Below are 14,972 nucleotides of genomic sequence, written 5' to 3' on the forward strand. Positions count from 1 at the left end.
GACCGCCTACGGGGGGACCGCCGGCCGGGCGGCCGGTCACCAGGAAACCAGAGCCGCCACGATGCAACTGCAGCCCTCCGGCAACGTGGAGCGGTGAACGAACGGAGCGCTTGATGAGCCAGTTGTGGACGATCCATCTGCGGCGCCTCGCGCTGTGGGCGATTCCCGTGGTGCTGGTGGCGGCGCTCGTCTGGAGCGCGCTGCCGCGCGGCGGCGGGGAGCCGGTGACGCCGCCCAAACTGCCTCCGGCCCCGGCGGAGTCCTCGGCGTCTCCGCCGACGGCTGGCGGCTCGGGACAGGCCGGCGGCGCCTCCGGCACGGAGACCGCACGACCGCGGGGCGGAACGGGTTCGCCGAGCGCAGGGACACCGTCGGCGGAAGCGCAGCGTCCGGCCGCCGGCATGGCCTCCGGCGAGATCAAAGCCGGCAACCTCGTCGGCACCGACGACAAGGGGCACATGCGGTGGCAGATCCTCGCGGACGACATGACGCTGCAGCAGGCGCAGCAGACGGTCGCACTCAAGCACGTGCGCGCGACCTTTTTCGACAGAGACGGTTCGCGCATGCTGGTGAACGGCGACACCGGCACCTACGATACGCGGAGCCGCGAGGTGACCGTCGGCGGCAACGTACACGGGGTGACGAGCACCGGCCGCGAATTGTACGCCGACTCCGTGTACTACTCGCCGCGCTCGCAGCAGGTCGAGGGACGCGGGCACGTTCGCGTCGTCCAGGAGCGCGTCATCATGTACGCGGACAGCATGGTCTCGGATCTGACGCTCGGCCAGACCCGTTTCTTCGGCAACGTCCACATGACGCTGCGGTAATGACGCGGATCGACAACCGGGCCGGCAGTCCCTTGCGGTTCGTGTGGTGCGCGGCGGCCGCGTTGGCGTTCGCCGTGACCGCTGCGCCGGCTTCGATCGCCGCGCCGCCCCTCTCGGGAAACAGTCTGCGACATGCGCAGGCGTCGCCGGAAGAAACGCCCAAAGGTCCACCCGTTCCGGTCGACGTGGCCGGCGCCGACCGCATCGAATACGATGCGGCCGCGCAGTCCTACACGTTCATCGGCGCGCACGTGGTCGTCACCCGGGGCGACGAGAAGCTCGAATCCTCGGAGATCCATTACGACGGCGCGAAGCGCCGCGCCGTGCTGCCCCACCACGGCAGGATGTCGTCGCCGACGATGGGGCTGGAGGCCGACGCGATCACCGCCGACCTCGGTACGCGGCACGTGCTGGCCGAGGGCGACGTGCAGGGAAAGTTTTTGGACAAGGGGGTGTGGGCGACGGTGACCGCGGCGCGTGTCGAGGCGGACGACCGGCCCGATCTCCGCCGCGTCGAGGCGTCCGGGAACGCGATCGTCACCCGCGGCGACCAGCAGCTGCGCGGCAGCCGGATCGTCTATGACCGCACGGCGCAGCACGGGACCGTGGAGGGCCGCGCCGTCGCCGTGCGCGGTGGCGACCGCCTCGAGGCCGATCACATCGAGGGCAATCTTGCGACGAACGACGGTGAGGCGACCGGGCACGTCGTGTTCGACCGTCCGGCGACCCATATGCACGGCACCGCGGACCGCGCGACGTATTCCGGCGCCGGCGACACGGTGGTGCTGATCGGCCACGCCGTCGTGACGCGGGACCGGGACAGTCTGGAGGGCGAGCGCGTCACCGTGCACCTGCGCACCAACAGCGCGGTGGCCGACGGCCACCCGAAGATCGTCGCCTACCCCACCGACACATCGCCGTGAACGTTCCCGCGGCGTCCACGCCGGCGGACCGTCCAGCGGCGGGCCCGCCGGCCACGATGAAATCACAGCCGAACGCGGGCACGCTCCGCGCCGAAGGCCTCGTCAAGCGCTACAACGGGCGCACGGTCGTGGACCACGTGTCGCTGACCGCCCGGCCTGGCGAGATCGTCGGTCTTTTGGGCCCGAACGGCGCGGGCAAGACCACGACGTTCTACATGATCGTCGGCCTCGTCCGTCCCGACGCCGGCGACGTGTGGATCGGCGGCGCGGCGGTCAGCGACGAGCCGGTGGACGTGCGGATCCGCGCCGGCATCGGCTACCTGGCCCAGGAGCCGTCGGTCTTCAGACGTCTGACCGTGATCGAAAACGTGCTGCTCGTGCTCGAGCAGCGCGAGCCGTCTCGGGCCGCGCGCGAGCGGCGCGCCGTCGAACTGCTCGAAGAGTTTCACCTGGAGGGACTCGCCGGGCAGCCGGCCTGGACGCTCTCGGGCGGTGAGCGGCGCCGCGTCGAGATCGCCCGCGCGCTTGCGCTCGACCCCTCGTTTCTCCTCCTCGACGAGCCGTTCACCGGCATCGATCCGATCTCGATTCAGGACCTGCAGCGGACCGTCCGCTACCTCCGCGAGCGCGGGCTCGGCGTCATCATCACCGACCACAACGTCCGCGAAACGCTGCAGATCACGGACCGGGCGGCGATCATTCACGACGGCCGCATCGTGGCCAGCGGGGCTCCCGAGCGCATTCTCGAGAGCCCCGAGGCGCGCCAGGTATATCTCGGCGAGGGGTTCCGGCTGTGACGATGACCCTGCTCGACCGCCTTCTCGTCTCCGAGGTCGGCTCGTCCTTCGGGGTGGCGCTCGGGCTGTTCACCGTCCTGCTCGTTATGAACCACCTGTTCTACCTGGCCCGGCTCATCATCGGTCAGGGCATCGCGATTCAGATCGCCCTCGTGCTGATGGTCTACAAGATCCCGTATTTCATCGCGTTCAGCGCCCCGATGGGCGCGCTGCTCGCGACCGTCTGGGGCATGGGCCGGCTGGCCGACCACAACGAGCTGGCCGCGTTGCGCGTGTCGGGAGTGAGCCTCGTGCGGATCGCCGCGCCGATCGTCGCCGTGGGCGTCGTCGTCGCGGCCGGCACCCTCGTCTTCACCGAGGGGGTCGTCAGCCTGAGCGAGGACCAGTATCGGGTGGCGATGGCCGACGTCATGGCGCGCGGGCCGGAGCTGCATCCGGTGGAGAACGTGTTCTTCCAGGCGCCGATCCCGCAGGGCAACGCGTTGTACAGCGCGCGCCGGTACGAGCCGAGGACACGGACCCTGCAGGCCGTGACGGTCGTCTACATGACGCCGCGGCAGCCCCTCGAGGTCATCGAGGCCGACCACGCCAACTACGCCCAGGGCACCCAGTGGACGTTCGAGAACGGCCACATGTACGTGCTCTCCGAAGGCCAGATGGTCTCGACGAAGTTCGACACGCTCCGCGTCACCGTGCCGCGGTCGCCGCAGGACTTCACGCTCGCGCCGAAGCAGCCCGCCGACATGAGCGTGCGCGAGCTGTTCGGCGAGATCGCGCGGTACCGGCGCAACGGCGGCGACGTGCGGCCGTTCGTCGGCGAAGTGAACACGAAGGTGGCGACCGCGTTGAGCTCAGTGGCGTTCGTTCTGCTGGCCGTGCCGCTCAGCATCCGGCCGCATCGGTCCGGGCCGAGCATGGGCTTCGGCATGAGCATCCTCGTCCTCGTGGGGTACTACATCGTCGCCATCCCGGCGCAGCTGGCCTCCGACGGGCACGCGCTCTCGCCCATCCTCGCGGCGTGGCTGCCTGATCTGCTCGTCGGCGCCGCGGGCGTGATTCTGTTGATGCGGGCGGCGCGTTGAGAGCGCCGGACTCCGGCCGCGAACGCCTCCTCCTCGGTTTCGTCCTCGCCTTCGCGGCGGGGCTCTTCCTGTTCTATCTCGGCGCCGGCAGCTTCTGGGACGTCGACGAGCCGCGGTTCGCCGAAGCGGGCCGCGAGATTCTCGCGACCGGCGATCCCCTGACCCAGCACCTGAACGGTGCCTTGTGGCTCGGCCAGCCGCCGCTCTGGATCTGGCTGCAGGCCGCGTCCGGCGCGGTGCTCGGCTTCTCGGAATGGTCGGCGCGCGTCTGGGCGGCGCTCTTCGGCGTCGCGGGCGTCTACGCGACGTACCTGCTCGGCCGCGAGTGGTTTGGCCCGCGCACCGGCCTGTTGAGCGCCCTCGTGCTCACCACCACCCTCGCGTACGCGGTGACGTCGCGGCTCGCCGTGCTCGACACCGCCGCGGTCACCTGGATGGTGCTCGCCCTGCGGGCGGGCTATCGCGCGTACCGGGAGGGCCGGCGGGGCGACTACGTCTGGTCGGCGCTGTTTCTCGGCCTCTGCGTGCTCACCCGGGGGCCCGGGACCGTCGTGCTGCCGGCGGCCGCGGTGCTGCTGTTCCTCGCCTACCGGCGGTCGCTCGGCCGGCTGCGCGACGTGCCGTGGCTGCCGGCCGCGGGCGCCTTTCTCGCGGTGTCCGCGCCCTGGTACGCGGTGGAGACCGCGCGATACGGCCGGGGGTTTCTCGACGCGGCGGTCCTGGGCCACGTCGTGCCGCGCGTGACCCCGCCCCCGGGCGCGCACGCGCGGACGCTGCTCACGGACTCGGCGATCGTCGCGGTCGGCGCGATCCCGTGGACGGCCTTCCTGCCGGGCGCCGCGGGGTATCACTACCTCCGCCGCTGGCAGGACGGGAGTCTCCTCTGCCTGCTCTGGGCCGCGCTCGTCTTCGTCCTGGTCGCGGCGGCGGGGGAACGCCTCCCCGCAGACGTGCTGCCGCTGTTTCCGGTGGCGGCGATCGCCGTCGGGCGTCTGTGGGAAGAGTTCCTTTTCGAAGGCGCAGGGCGCCTCGGCAGGACCCTCGGCGCGTCGTTCGTGCTGCAGATCGGGGTCGTCGTGCTGCTCGTCGTTGGGGCCGCCGAGTTCGCGACGACCCGCTACCCCCGCGAGTTCGCCGCGGTGCGGGATTTTCTGCTGGCTCCCATCGGCGCGCTCGTCCTCGGCACCGGCGTATCGGCCGTGCTCTTTCGCGTGCGCCGGTACACGGCCGCCTTTCTGTCCCTGGCCGCGGCGACCGCGGTGTTCATCGGCGTGCTCTACGCCGGCACCCTGCCGGCCGTCGAAACGCAGAAAGCGATGAAGCCGCTCGCCACCGCGCTGGCGGCGCGCCTGCATCCCGGCGACCGCGTGGCGGCCTACATGATCGAGGCGCCCGCCGCGCTCGTCTTCTACGCCGGGCATACGGTCGTGCCGATCGGCGATGCGGCGGCCCTGCGCCGCGATCTCTGCGCGCCGGGGAGGGTCTTCGTCGTCGCGCGCCGCGACGACCTCGCGGCCGCCTCGGGCCTGCCGGCAGGGCTCCAACTCGTCGATTCGTACGGTCCGTACGTTGTCGAGATGAAGCCGCCCCAGCTCGTGTGCGGAGGCGCCTCATAGTGGTGGGGGACGGGGTCGAGACCGGCTCGACGCGCGCGGGTCCGCGGGAGGCGCCGGCCGCGACGGTCGTGGTGCCGACGTACAACGAGCGCGACACGATCGCGGAGCTCCTGCGCCGGGTTGCGCGCGCGGCCGCCGGCGGCCTCTCCGCGTGCGAAGTGCTCGTGGTCGACGATTCGTCGCCGGACGGCACCGGGCAGGTTGCCGCCGGGGTGGCCGCCGAACTCCAGGACGTTCTCTCGATCCTCGTGATCACGCGGCCCGGCAAGAGCGGACTGGCGTCGGCCGTCCTCGAGGGCGTCCGGCGGGCGCAGGGTCACGTCATCGTCGTGATGGACAGCGATCTCTCGCATCCACCCGAAACCGTGCCCGCGCTGCTCGGGGCCGTCGCCGGGGGCGCCGACATCGCGGTCGGCTCCCGGTACGTCCGCGGCGGCGGCGTCCGGCGGTGGCCGTGGCGGCGGCGAATGATGAGCCGCGGCGCTACGTGGTTGGCCCGTGCCGTCCTCGGCGTCCGCGCCGCCGATCCGATGTCCGGATTTTTCGCCGCGCGGCGGGGTCTGTTCGACGACGCTCCGATCGTGGGCCTCGGATACAAGATCCTGCTCGAGCTGATCGTGCGGCACCCTGCGGCGGCCGTCGTGGAAGTGCCCTATGTGTTCAGCGAACGCGCCGGCGGCCGCAGCAAGCTGAACGCCGGCGAAGTCCTGAACTACCTGCGGCTCTTGATCCGCCTGCGCGTGCGTTCCGCCGGCGGAGGTGCCGCGACACCGTGAGCGTCGCGGCGCTTCTGATCCCGCTGCTCATCCTGGTCAGCGGCCTCGTCGCGCTGATCGGCAACGCGGTCGGCCGCGCCATCGGCCGCAGGCGGCTCACCCTGTTCGGGGTACGGCCGCGCTACACCGCGCAGATCGTCACCGTGCTCACCGGGATGATGATCACCGTGGTCACCCTTGCGGTCGTGCTGGTCGCGAGCCAGGACGCGCGCCAGGCGCTGTTCCACCTGCAGGAGGTGCAGCAGCAGACCCGCGAGCTCGAGACCCAGATCGCGACGCAGCAGCGCGAGCTGCGCGCGCTCCAGGTCCGCGACATCATCTACCAGAACGACCAGGAAGTCCTCCGGACGGTGATCGACGGCCGGGATTCCCTGGACGACATCCGCCGCCGGGTGGAGACGTTCGTGGATCTCGCGTCGCGCGCGGCGCGGGAGCGCGGCGCGGCCCCGGGCACGGACGGCGCGACCATCATCATCTCGCCGCCGGGGCTGACGGCGGACGTGATCGCGCGTGACATCGCCGAGCGGGCACAGCGGATGGCGGTCCGCATGATCGCGAGCGAAAACACCGTGCGCGGCCTGCCGGTCCACGCGACGGTGCTCGTGTTTCCCAACGCGGTCGTGTTCAAGGAAGGGGCGACGATCGCGAGCGCCCAGGTCAACGGCCGCGACGCGCGGGCACAGATCGAGGCGGCCCTGGTCGATCTCGCCGCCCGGACGGCCGCGGAGGCCAAGCGTCGGGGTGTTCTCTCGCCGCCGTTCGCGCTCACGACCAGTCCGATCGACGTGCGTCTTGATCCTGCGGTGGTGCTGGAAACCGTCGACCGCATCAAGACGGCGGCCGCGGTCACGGGTGTCCGGGCCGTCGCGCTGATCGACACGTACACAGTAGGGCCGCTCGTCATCACCTTTCGATGAGGGCGGCCGGGTGACGGTGCTCGGTATCGATCCTGGGCGGGACAAGTGCGGTCTTGCCGTCTGCGAGCCGGGGAAGGTGCTGGCGCGGGCGATCGTGCCGCCCTCCGACGTGCCGCGGAGGGTTCTGGCCTGGGCGGCGGAGCGCGGGATCGACGCTATCGTTGTCGGCGGAGGGACCGGGTCGAGGCAGGTTATTGCGGCGCTCGCCGGCCTCGCCGCGTCCGGGCGCCTGCCAGATATCGCCTCGGAAGAGGAGCGCGACAGCACGCTGACGGCCCGACGCCGGTACTTCGAAGACCATCCGCCTCGCGGGTGGCGGCGCTTCGTCCCTCGGTCATTTCAAGTTCCGGCCGAACCGTACGACGATTATGCCGCCGTGGTAATCGCGGAACGGTATCTTGCGAGAAAGTTGAGTAATATTTGATGCAATAAATTGCATCTATCCGATCGAATGTTCGATACGACGGGGGTTGTAAATGCTTTTCAGGTCCTGCTACTATTGAAGGCGCCTCAATATCTTGCAGGATATTAGGTGATACTGTCGTAGATCGACACGGATATAGCCGGACTCGGGCCAACGGCTTAGTCCTTCTGAGTCGGAGGGCCATCCGGCGGATCTAGTTTTGTCTTGCTTTTCAGTCTTGGCTCTAAGTTGTCACCCGGTCCGAGCGGCCAAAAAGGTCGTGCCGGGTCTCGTCCGGAGAGGAGGGGCGGCACAACGGGACGGGGCCGGGAGCGGGTGGACACGCGGGTGCTGGTCAGGGACGGACGGCACGAGAAAACACGGTCACTCGAGCCCGATGCCTCTGCCCAGCCCCGACATCACAGCAGCAAGGGGGAATGGGTAGCATGAGACATATCGCGGTTGCAGTAGCGGCCGCGGTCATGTTTGCGATGGTTGCCCCCGCCTTTGCTCAGCCGTTCGCGGACGTGCCCACGAACCACTGGGCATACGACGCGATCGCGGAGTTGGCGGCGAAAGGTCTCGTCGAGGGCTATCCCGACGGGACTTTCAAGGGTGACCGCGCCATGACCCGGTACGAAATGGCCATGGTCGTTGCGCGCCTGCTGGCGCGGATCGAGAGCATCCAGATTCCCGCTCCCGCGCCCGCTCCGCAGGTGACCAAAGCCGACCTGGACGCGTTGCAGCGGTTGATCAACGAGTTCCGGGCGGAACTCGCCGCGCTGGGCGTTCGAGTCACGGCGATCGAAGAGGAACTAAACGCGATCAAGGCGCGGCTCGACAACGTCCGCATCAGCGGGAACTACCGGTTCCGGTACGACGGCGGGCCATCGGGGTCGGGCGCGAGCGTGAACGGCAACCCGCAGGCATTCGCCACCGATTCGGGTACGTCGCCCACGGTGTTCCGTGCGCGGCAGGGCATCAAGCTGATGTTTGACGGCAGCGTCGCCCCGGACATTCATGCGATCATCGGCCTCGACCTGGCATCCGCCGGGACGAGCACACCCGGGACGTTCAACAGCTCCGCCGCGGGCGGCACTCCGCCCACCGTCACTCCCAACTACATGCTCGCGGACCTGGCCGAACTCTACCTCGACTGGAACCATGCCTGGGGCTGGCCGCTTCGGATCCAGCTCGGCCGGATGGGTGGTATCCAGCAGGGCTTCGGCACGCTTCCCATGCAGTTCGGGCCCTTCGGCCTGCTCCTGAACACGAACAGCGATACCTACGAGGCCTCGACGAACGCCGCGGCCTGCGGCTGCCACCTGTTCGACGGCCTCCGGCTCTCGGGGAACATCCCGGCGTGGGCTGATTTCAACTGGCAGGCCGTCGTCGGCCGCATTCAGGGACCGAACGGCGGCAGCAGCTACTTCCTCGGTGAGGACGCCTACGGCGCCGATGCCAACATCCGGGTCATTCCGGGCCTCCGCGTCGGCGCATACTGGGTGGCCAACAATATCAACTCCGCGTCCTCGGCGTTCGCGGCCGGCGCGACGAACGCGCTTTGGCACGTTTACGGTCCGGTCATTCCGATGGACAACCCGCCCACTTCGCGGTGTCCGGCGACGGCCACCGGCATCCAGTGCCCCGCGCTCGGCTCTGGCGGCGGCGGTTACGCGAGCTGGGACGTGGTGCCGGGAATCAAGCTTGACGGCGAGGTTGCCAGCTGGAACGACGGCGTGCTCGGCGGCAGCGACAGCGCGTACTACGTTGACGCCATCATTGACCTCGGCGCCATGACCGGCATCGGCCACAAGCTCGCGCTCACCCTGTCTTACGAGAACGCGGGTCAGAACTTCTACGCACCGTACCAGAACGACGCGGACTATGACATCTGCGGGTGCGTCGGTCCGGGCAACGCCCAGATGTTCACTGGCGACATTTCGTTCGACTTCACCGACCAGTGGGGCTTCCTCGGCGCGTACGAGACCGGCAACAACATCTCGAACGGCCAGGGCATCACCGAGTGGCGGGTCGGGGTCGTCTACCGCTTCGCCCCCGGCGCGCGGATCTACACCCGGATGGAGAACCAGCGGATCAACGGCGTCTCGCAGTACACGTTGTACCGCTCGCAGCTCGACTACACGTTCTAGCCCGTCCGCAACACGGTTCGGTTCGACCGGTGGCCCCCCCGATCCCGGAGGGGGCCACCCGGTTTTTCAAGACAACCTCCACGCGACGCCCCATGATGGGACGCGTTCGTCTCGCGGATGGACTATACTGTAGGTGGATCGTTTCCTGGAGGTGCACACGATGCGGGGGCAGGCCGCCAGAGTCTTGCTATTCGTCGCGCTGTTGTCGGTGCTGGCCGCGGACATCAGCGTAGGCTGCGGCAGCAAAGCCTACGTCTTCGGACCCGTCGAGCAGAAGTACAGCACCGGCGCCGACGATGCGGACCGGATGATCATGGTGGGGGGGCAGACCTATCTGGTGCCGCCGCCCTTCTACTCGGCGATTTCTGTGGGCGACACCGTGAAGTACAACGGATCGAAATGGGCGATCGTCAAAACCGCCGACGGCCGGCCGGTCCCGGCGCAGTACGCGCCGTAGGAACGGTGGCGCGCCGCGTGGGGCATCTTCGCCGGGTCGCGGGGCTCTGTTTCGTCGTCGCGGCGGCGGCGCTGGCCGGCGTGCCCGCGGCGCGGGCCGCGGATCGGACCGTCGCGGTGGCGCTGTTCTACGCGCCGACACCGCTTACCACGTACGTCGGGGTCGTTCCCGAGGAATACGCAAGCGCGGCGCTGTCGGACCGTCTCGCGGCGGCTTCGGGCGGACATTTCTCCGTCGTGCCACCGGCCCGGGTCCGCGTCGAGGAGGCGGCGCTGCGCTGGCGGGGGGCGGACGCGCTGCGCTTCGCCAGGTTGGGCGAGCTCGCCCGCGCCGCCGGCGCGGACCGGCTGGTCGTGGGATGGATCCAATCCCTCGTTCTCGACCGCCTCGGCGGCGGGATGGGAACCGACTTCAGCGCCGGCGGCGACGGGGGCGGCGCGCTCGACGGCATGGCGGTCGTGACCGTGCAGATCTTCGACGCCCCTCAGGGGCGCATCGTGTATGAGGGGCGGGTGACGGGGTACGCGGTGGGCGCTGCGGCGTCCCGTGTCGTTGAAGCGACGCTCGACGACGCGGCCCGTCGCGGCGCCGCTCAACTGGCCGGTCCGCTCACGGCGGCGCCCGGAGGAACCTAGAGGGCCCCGGCTCTGCGCTAACCGCGTCCCCCGCCGCCCATCTGCCGGAGAATCTCCTCGGCAGCGGCGCGTGAGTCGCGGGCGCGGGTGATCGCCCGTCCGACGACGAGCATGTCCGCGCCGGCCGCGATCGCCGCGGCCGGCGTCTCGGTGCGCCGCTGATCGTCGCGATCGCTGCCTTCCGGTCGGATGCCGGGAGTGACGATGAGAAAGTCGGGGCCGCACGCCTTCCGCACCGCCGCCGCGTCGAGCGGCGAGGCGACGACGCCGTCGAGCCCCCCGACCTGCGCCAGCCGCGCGAGGCGAAGAGCTTCCGCGGCCGGGTCTCCCTTTACGCCGATCTCCTCGAGGGTGGCGGCGTCATCGCTGGTCAGCAGCGTGACCCCGATGACCCGCATGCGCCCGCTCGGGCCGGGCGGCGCTTCGCGTGCCGCGCGTGACGCGGCCTCGAGCATCGCGCGCCCGCCGAGGGCGTGCACGTTGCAGAGCGAAGCCCCGAGACGCGCGGCGGCCTCGACGCCCGCGGCGACGGTCGAGGGAATGTCGTGAAACTTCAGGTCGAGAAAGATTTCACCGCGCCGGCGGATCGCGGCCACCGCGGCGGGCCCCGCCGCGGTGAACAGGTGCGGGCCGATCTTGAACCACCGCACGGCGCCGGCCAGCAGGTCCGCGAGCGCCTCCGCCTCGGGGAGCGACGGCGTGTCGAGGGCGACGATCAGCCGGTCGCGCGGATCGGTGCGGCGTTCCATCTCCGCCAGTATACCGCGGCGACTCCGGCGGTAGTTGCACACCGGCACGCTTCGATTGACATCCGCGAACGTCCGTCCTATAATCCAGAAAATTACCCGGGGCCGTGCACGCGGTTCCTGTGTACGTGTTTCCGGTTCCGCCGGGGGAGGGCCCGCATCGCGTGGGGCTGCTGGACGACGTCGCCGAGGTGCTGATCCGCGAGGATGAACTCGCGGAACGCATCGCGGACCTCGGACGGCAGATCAGCAGAGACTACGACGGCAAGACCCCGCTGTTCGTCGGCATTTTGAAGGGCGCGTCGCTGTTCCTCTCCGATCTGATCCGCCAGGTGTCCGTGCCGTGCATGCTCGACTTCATCGCGACGAGCGCGTACGGATCGGGCACCGAGAACTCCGGCATCGTCCGCATCCTGAAAGACCTCGACCAGACGATCGAAGGGCGCCACGTCGTGATCGTAGACGACATCATCGACACCGGTTTCACCATGGACTACCTGCTGGAGACGCTGAAGGCGCGGTATCCTGCGAGCCTGCGCGTGTGTGCGCTGCTCGACAAGGTGACGCGACGGCGGCGCCACGTGCCGATCGACTACCGCGGGTTCGAGATTCCGGACAAGTTCGTCGTCGGATACGGCCTCGACTACGCCGGCATCTACCGGAATCTGCCCTTTATTTGTGTCCTGAAGCCCGAGGTGTACACGTGAACCGCCGACGCCCCCGCCCCGCGGGGGCGCGATAGTTTCTCGGAGGCCCCGCGTAGACGGGGTGGGAGGGTGCAGGCATGGAGTTCATAGGGAAGGGCCGCGCCGCACGGAGGACGTACGGCTTCGAGGAGATCGCGCTCGTGCCGGCGTCGGCGACGGTCGATCCGGAAGACGTCGACACCTCGTGGGACGTTGCCGGACGGACGTTCGCGCTGCCGGTCATCGCGGCGGCGATGGACAGCGTCGTGGACGCCGGCATGGCGGTCGCCCTCTCCAAGCTCGGCGCGATGGCGGTCCTCAATCTCGAAGGCGTTCAGACGCGCTATTCCAACCCGCGCGAAGTGCTGGACAGGCTCGCCGACGCGGCGCCGGACCGCGTCGTCGGCGTGATGCAGGACGTGTACCGCGAGCCGATCAAGGACGAGCTCGTCGGCCGGCGCGTGGCGGAGATCCGCGCGGGCGGCGGCGTGCCCGTGGTCTCGACGACGCCGGCCGGAGCCGCGCGCCTTGCGCCCCTCGCGGCGGAGGCCGGCGCCGAGATCCTGCTCGTGCAGTCCACCGTCATCACCGAGCAGCACCGCAGCGAGCGCGGCCGCGCGCTGTCGCTGCGGGACCTCGTCACGCACACGAAGATTCCGGTCATGGCCGGCAACTGCGTCTCGTATGAAGCGGCGCTGCAGCTGTTCGAGTCCGGTGTGTCCGCGGTGTTCGTCGGGGTCGGGCCGGGCGCGGCGTGCACGAGCCGGAAGGTGCTGGGCGTCGGCGTGCCGCAGGCGACGGCGGTCATGGACGTCGCCGCGGCGCGCGCCGAGTTTGCGCGGCGCACCGGCCGCCACGTGCCGATCGTGGCGGACGGCGGGATCTCGGTCGGCGGGGAGATCGCGAAGTCGATCGCCTGCGGCGCCGACGCGGTCATGCTGGGCTCGCTGTTCGCGCGCGCCGAGGAGGCGCCGGGCCGCGGCTTCCACTGGGGGATGGCGACGCCGCACGCGGCGCTGCCGCGCGGCACCCGGATCAACGTGCGCAGCACGGGTACCCTGCGCGACATCCTCTTTGGGCCGGCCCGCGTCGACGACGGCTCGCAAAACCTCATCGAGGCGCTGCGCACCGCGATGGGCATGTGCGGGGCCCGCACGGTGCGGCAGATGCAGCAGGCGGAAGTGATCATCGCCCCCGCGCTGGTCACCGAGGGCAAGACGATGCAGATCGCGCAGCGGGTGGGGCAGGGGCGGTGACCGCGGCGGCCGTGCCGGGCGGCGAGACGGGCGTCGGCGTCCGGGAGCGGGTGACGCGCGCGCAGGTTCCCGCGACGGACGACCTGATCGTCGTGCTCGACTTCGGGGCGCAGTACAGCCAATTGATCGCCCGGCGCGTCCGCGAGCTCCGCGTCTACAGCCTCATCCTGCCGTTCGACACGCCGCTCGCGGAGCTGATGGCGTTGCGGCCGAAGGGGCTGATCCTCTCCGGCGGCCCCAACAGCGTCTACGACGCCGGGGCGCCGCACTGCGATCCGGCGCTGTTCACGTCCGGGATTCCGATCCTCGGCATCTGCTACGGCATGCAGCTGATGGCGCACGTGCTGGGCGGGCAGACCGGCCCCGCCGCGCGCCGGGAGTACGGCCGCACGCGCCTCTTCGTCGACGAGTCGCCCGACGCACTCTTTGGGGGCCTCGAGCGGCGGCTGATCGGCTGGATGAGCCACGGCGACTGCGTCGCGCGGCTGCCGGAGGGCTTCGAGACGCTCGCCCACTCCGACCATACACCCTACGCCGCGATCGCGCACCGGCCGCGCCGCCTCTACGGCCTGCAGTTTCACCCCGAGGTCTCGCACACGCCGTGGGGCACGGACGTCCTGCGCAACTTCCTCTATACGGTCTGCGGCTGTTCGCCCTCGTGGGAGATGGCGTCGTTCATCGACCGTTCGGTCGATGAGATCCGGGCCCGGGTCGGGACGGGGCGGGCGATCTGTGCGCTGAGCGGCGGCGTCGACTCTTCCGCGGCGGCCGCCTTGGTTTTCCGGGCGATCGGCGAGCGGCTGACCTGCGTCTTCGTCGACCACGGGCTGCTGCGCCAGGGGGAGTCGGAGGGTGTCGTGTCGGTGTTCCGCGACCACTTCGGGATGCCGCTCGTGCACGTCGACGCCCGGCGCCGGTTCCTCGAGCGCCTCTCGAGCATCGTCGATCCGGAAAGGAAACGGATCCTCATCGGCCGCGAGTTCATCACCGTGTTCGCGGAGGAGGCGTCGCGGCTCGACCGGCCGGAGTGGCTCGTGCAGGGCACGCTGTACCCCGACGTCATCGAGAGCGGCACCCGGACCGCGGCGCGCATCAAAACCCACCACAACGTCGGCGGGCTGCCGGACGTGATGCCGTTCCGTCTGATCGAGCCGTTCCGGACGCTCTTCAAGGACGAGGTGCGGGTGGTCGCGCGGACGCTCGGGCTGCCGGACGAGATGGTGGGGCGGCATCCGTTCCCGGGCCCCGGCCTCGCGATCCGGGTGCTCGGCGACGTCACCGATGCGCGGCTCGAGACGCTGCGCGCGGCGGACGCGATCGTGCGCGAAGAGCTCCGCCGCGCCGGCCTGACCCGGGAAGTGTGGCAGGCCTTTGCGGTGTTGCTGCCCGTGCACACGGTCGGCGTTGCCGGCGACGCCCGTACCTACGGGCAGGTGGTGGCCATCCGCGTCATCACGAGCGAAGACGGCATGACGGCCGACTGGGCGCGGCTGCCCGCCGACCTCCTCGAAACGATGAGCAACCGGATCACGGGCGAGGTGCCCGGCGTCAGCCGCGTGGTCTACGACGTCACCAGTAAGCCTCCCGCGACCATCGAGTGGGAGTGACCGGCTTCGCCCGGTAACGTCTCATTCGAGACGCCTACATCAAGAGAGGCGGGCACCCGTTTCGGACAGATCGGGGTTCCCGAACGGCCGC

At 70.1% G+C, this 14,972-nt stretch carries 15 protein-coding genes; 14 read left to right on the forward strand and 1 reads right to left on the reverse strand.

What is annotated here, in order from left to right:
- Positions 1-113 precede the first annotated feature (113 nt).
- From lptC to VFL28_10395, 11 genes are all read left to right on the forward strand, one after another.
- Positions 114-827, forward strand: a complete 714-nt coding sequence (gene lptC / locus VFL28_10345) for an LPS export ABC transporter periplasmic protein LptC (GenBank protein ID HET7265059.1) — start codon at positions 114-116, stop codon at positions 825-827.
- Entirely contained in the window at positions 827-1,750 is a 924-nt protein-coding gene (locus tag VFL28_10350) for an LptA/OstA family protein (protein HET7265060.1), read from the forward strand. The genes lptC and VFL28_10350 overlap by 1 nt, the downstream gene beginning before the upstream one ends.
- A complete protein-coding gene (lptB, locus tag VFL28_10355) occupies positions 1,747-2,547 on the forward strand; it encodes an LPS export ABC transporter ATP-binding protein (GenBank protein HET7265061.1) in 801 nt (266 codons plus the stop codon). Before VFL28_10350 ends, lptB begins: the two co-directional genes overlap by 4 nt.
- A 2-nt stretch (positions 2,548-2,549) precedes the next feature.
- Positions 2,550-3,629: an LptF/LptG family permease gene (locus VFL28_10360; GenBank protein ID HET7265062.1), complete on the forward strand. Its 1,080-nt coding sequence runs from the start codon at positions 2,550-2,552 to the stop codon at positions 3,627-3,629.
- Complete coding sequence (locus VFL28_10365; protein ID HET7265063.1) at positions 3,626-5,245, forward strand: glycosyltransferase family 39 protein; 1,620 nt, start codon at positions 3,626-3,628, stop codon at positions 5,243-5,245. Before VFL28_10360 ends, VFL28_10365 begins: the two co-directional genes overlap by 4 nt.
- Positions 5,245-6,021 carry a polyprenol monophosphomannose synthase gene (locus VFL28_10370; GenBank protein ID HET7265064.1) on the forward strand — a complete coding sequence of 259 codons (777 nt, stop codon included), beginning with the start codon at positions 5,245-5,247 and terminating at the stop codon, positions 6,019-6,021. Before VFL28_10365 ends, VFL28_10370 begins: the two co-directional genes overlap by 1 nt.
- Positions 6,018-6,938: a DUF3084 domain-containing protein gene (locus tag VFL28_10375; GenBank protein HET7265065.1), complete on the forward strand. Its 921-nt coding sequence runs from the start codon at positions 6,018-6,020 to the stop codon at positions 6,936-6,938. Before VFL28_10370 ends, VFL28_10375 begins: the two co-directional genes overlap by 4 nt.
- A gap of 10 nt (positions 6,939-6,948) precedes the next feature.
- Positions 6,949-7,362 (forward strand): pre-16S rRNA-processing nuclease YqgF, encoded by a 414-nt coding sequence (locus tag VFL28_10380; protein ID HET7265066.1) that lies wholly within the window; start codon positions 6,949-6,951, stop codon positions 7,360-7,362.
- Positions 7,363-7,787: 425 nt separating this feature from the next.
- A complete protein-coding gene (locus tag VFL28_10385) occupies positions 7,788-9,494 on the forward strand; it encodes an S-layer homology domain-containing protein (GenBank protein ID HET7265067.1) in 1,707 nt (568 codons plus the stop codon).
- A 133-nt stretch (positions 9,495-9,627) separates the two neighbouring features.
- On the forward strand, positions 9,628-9,951 hold the full coding sequence (locus tag VFL28_10390; protein HET7265068.1) for a hypothetical protein: 324 nt from the start codon (positions 9,628-9,630) through the stop codon (positions 9,949-9,951).
- A 5-nt stretch (positions 9,952-9,956) separates the two neighbouring features.
- A complete protein-coding gene (locus VFL28_10395) occupies positions 9,957-10,586 on the forward strand; it encodes a hypothetical protein (GenBank protein ID HET7265069.1) in 630 nt (209 codons plus the stop codon).
- A 17-nt stretch (positions 10,587-10,603) separates the two neighbouring features.
- Here the strand turns inward: VFL28_10395 and pyrF are convergent, their stop codons facing one another.
- Positions 10,604-11,335 (reverse strand): orotidine-5'-phosphate decarboxylase, encoded by a 732-nt coding sequence (gene pyrF / locus VFL28_10400; GenBank protein ID HET7265070.1) that lies wholly within the window; start codon positions 11,333-11,335, stop codon positions 10,604-10,606.
- A gap of 167 nt (positions 11,336-11,502) precedes the next feature.
- Here pyrF and hpt point away from each other — a divergent pair, with 167 nt between their 5' ends.
- The 3 genes from hpt to guaA all read left to right on the forward strand — a co-directional run bounded on the left by hpt (position 11,503) and on the right by guaA (position 14,881).
- The gene (gene hpt / locus VFL28_10405) at positions 11,503-12,039 is read left to right on the forward strand and encodes a hypoxanthine phosphoribosyltransferase (protein ID HET7265071.1); all 537 of its coding nucleotides are present in this window, start codon (positions 11,503-11,505) and stop codon (positions 12,037-12,039) included.
- 77 nt (positions 12,040-12,116) lie between these two features.
- Positions 12,117-13,274 (forward strand): GuaB3 family IMP dehydrogenase-related protein, encoded by a 1,158-nt coding sequence (locus tag VFL28_10410; GenBank protein HET7265072.1) that lies wholly within the window; start codon positions 12,117-12,119, stop codon positions 13,272-13,274.
- Between the two features lie 50 nt (positions 13,275-13,324).
- Positions 13,325-14,881, forward strand: coding sequence for a glutamine-hydrolyzing GMP synthase (gene guaA, locus VFL28_10415; GenBank protein HET7265073.1), 1,557 nt, complete (start codon positions 13,325-13,327; stop codon positions 14,879-14,881).
- Positions 14,882-14,972: the final 91 nt, after the last annotated feature.

The organism is bacterium (assembly GCA_035691305.1).
Lineage (GTDB): Bacteria > Sysuimicrobiota > Sysuimicrobiia > Sysuimicrobiales > Segetimicrobiaceae > DASSJF01.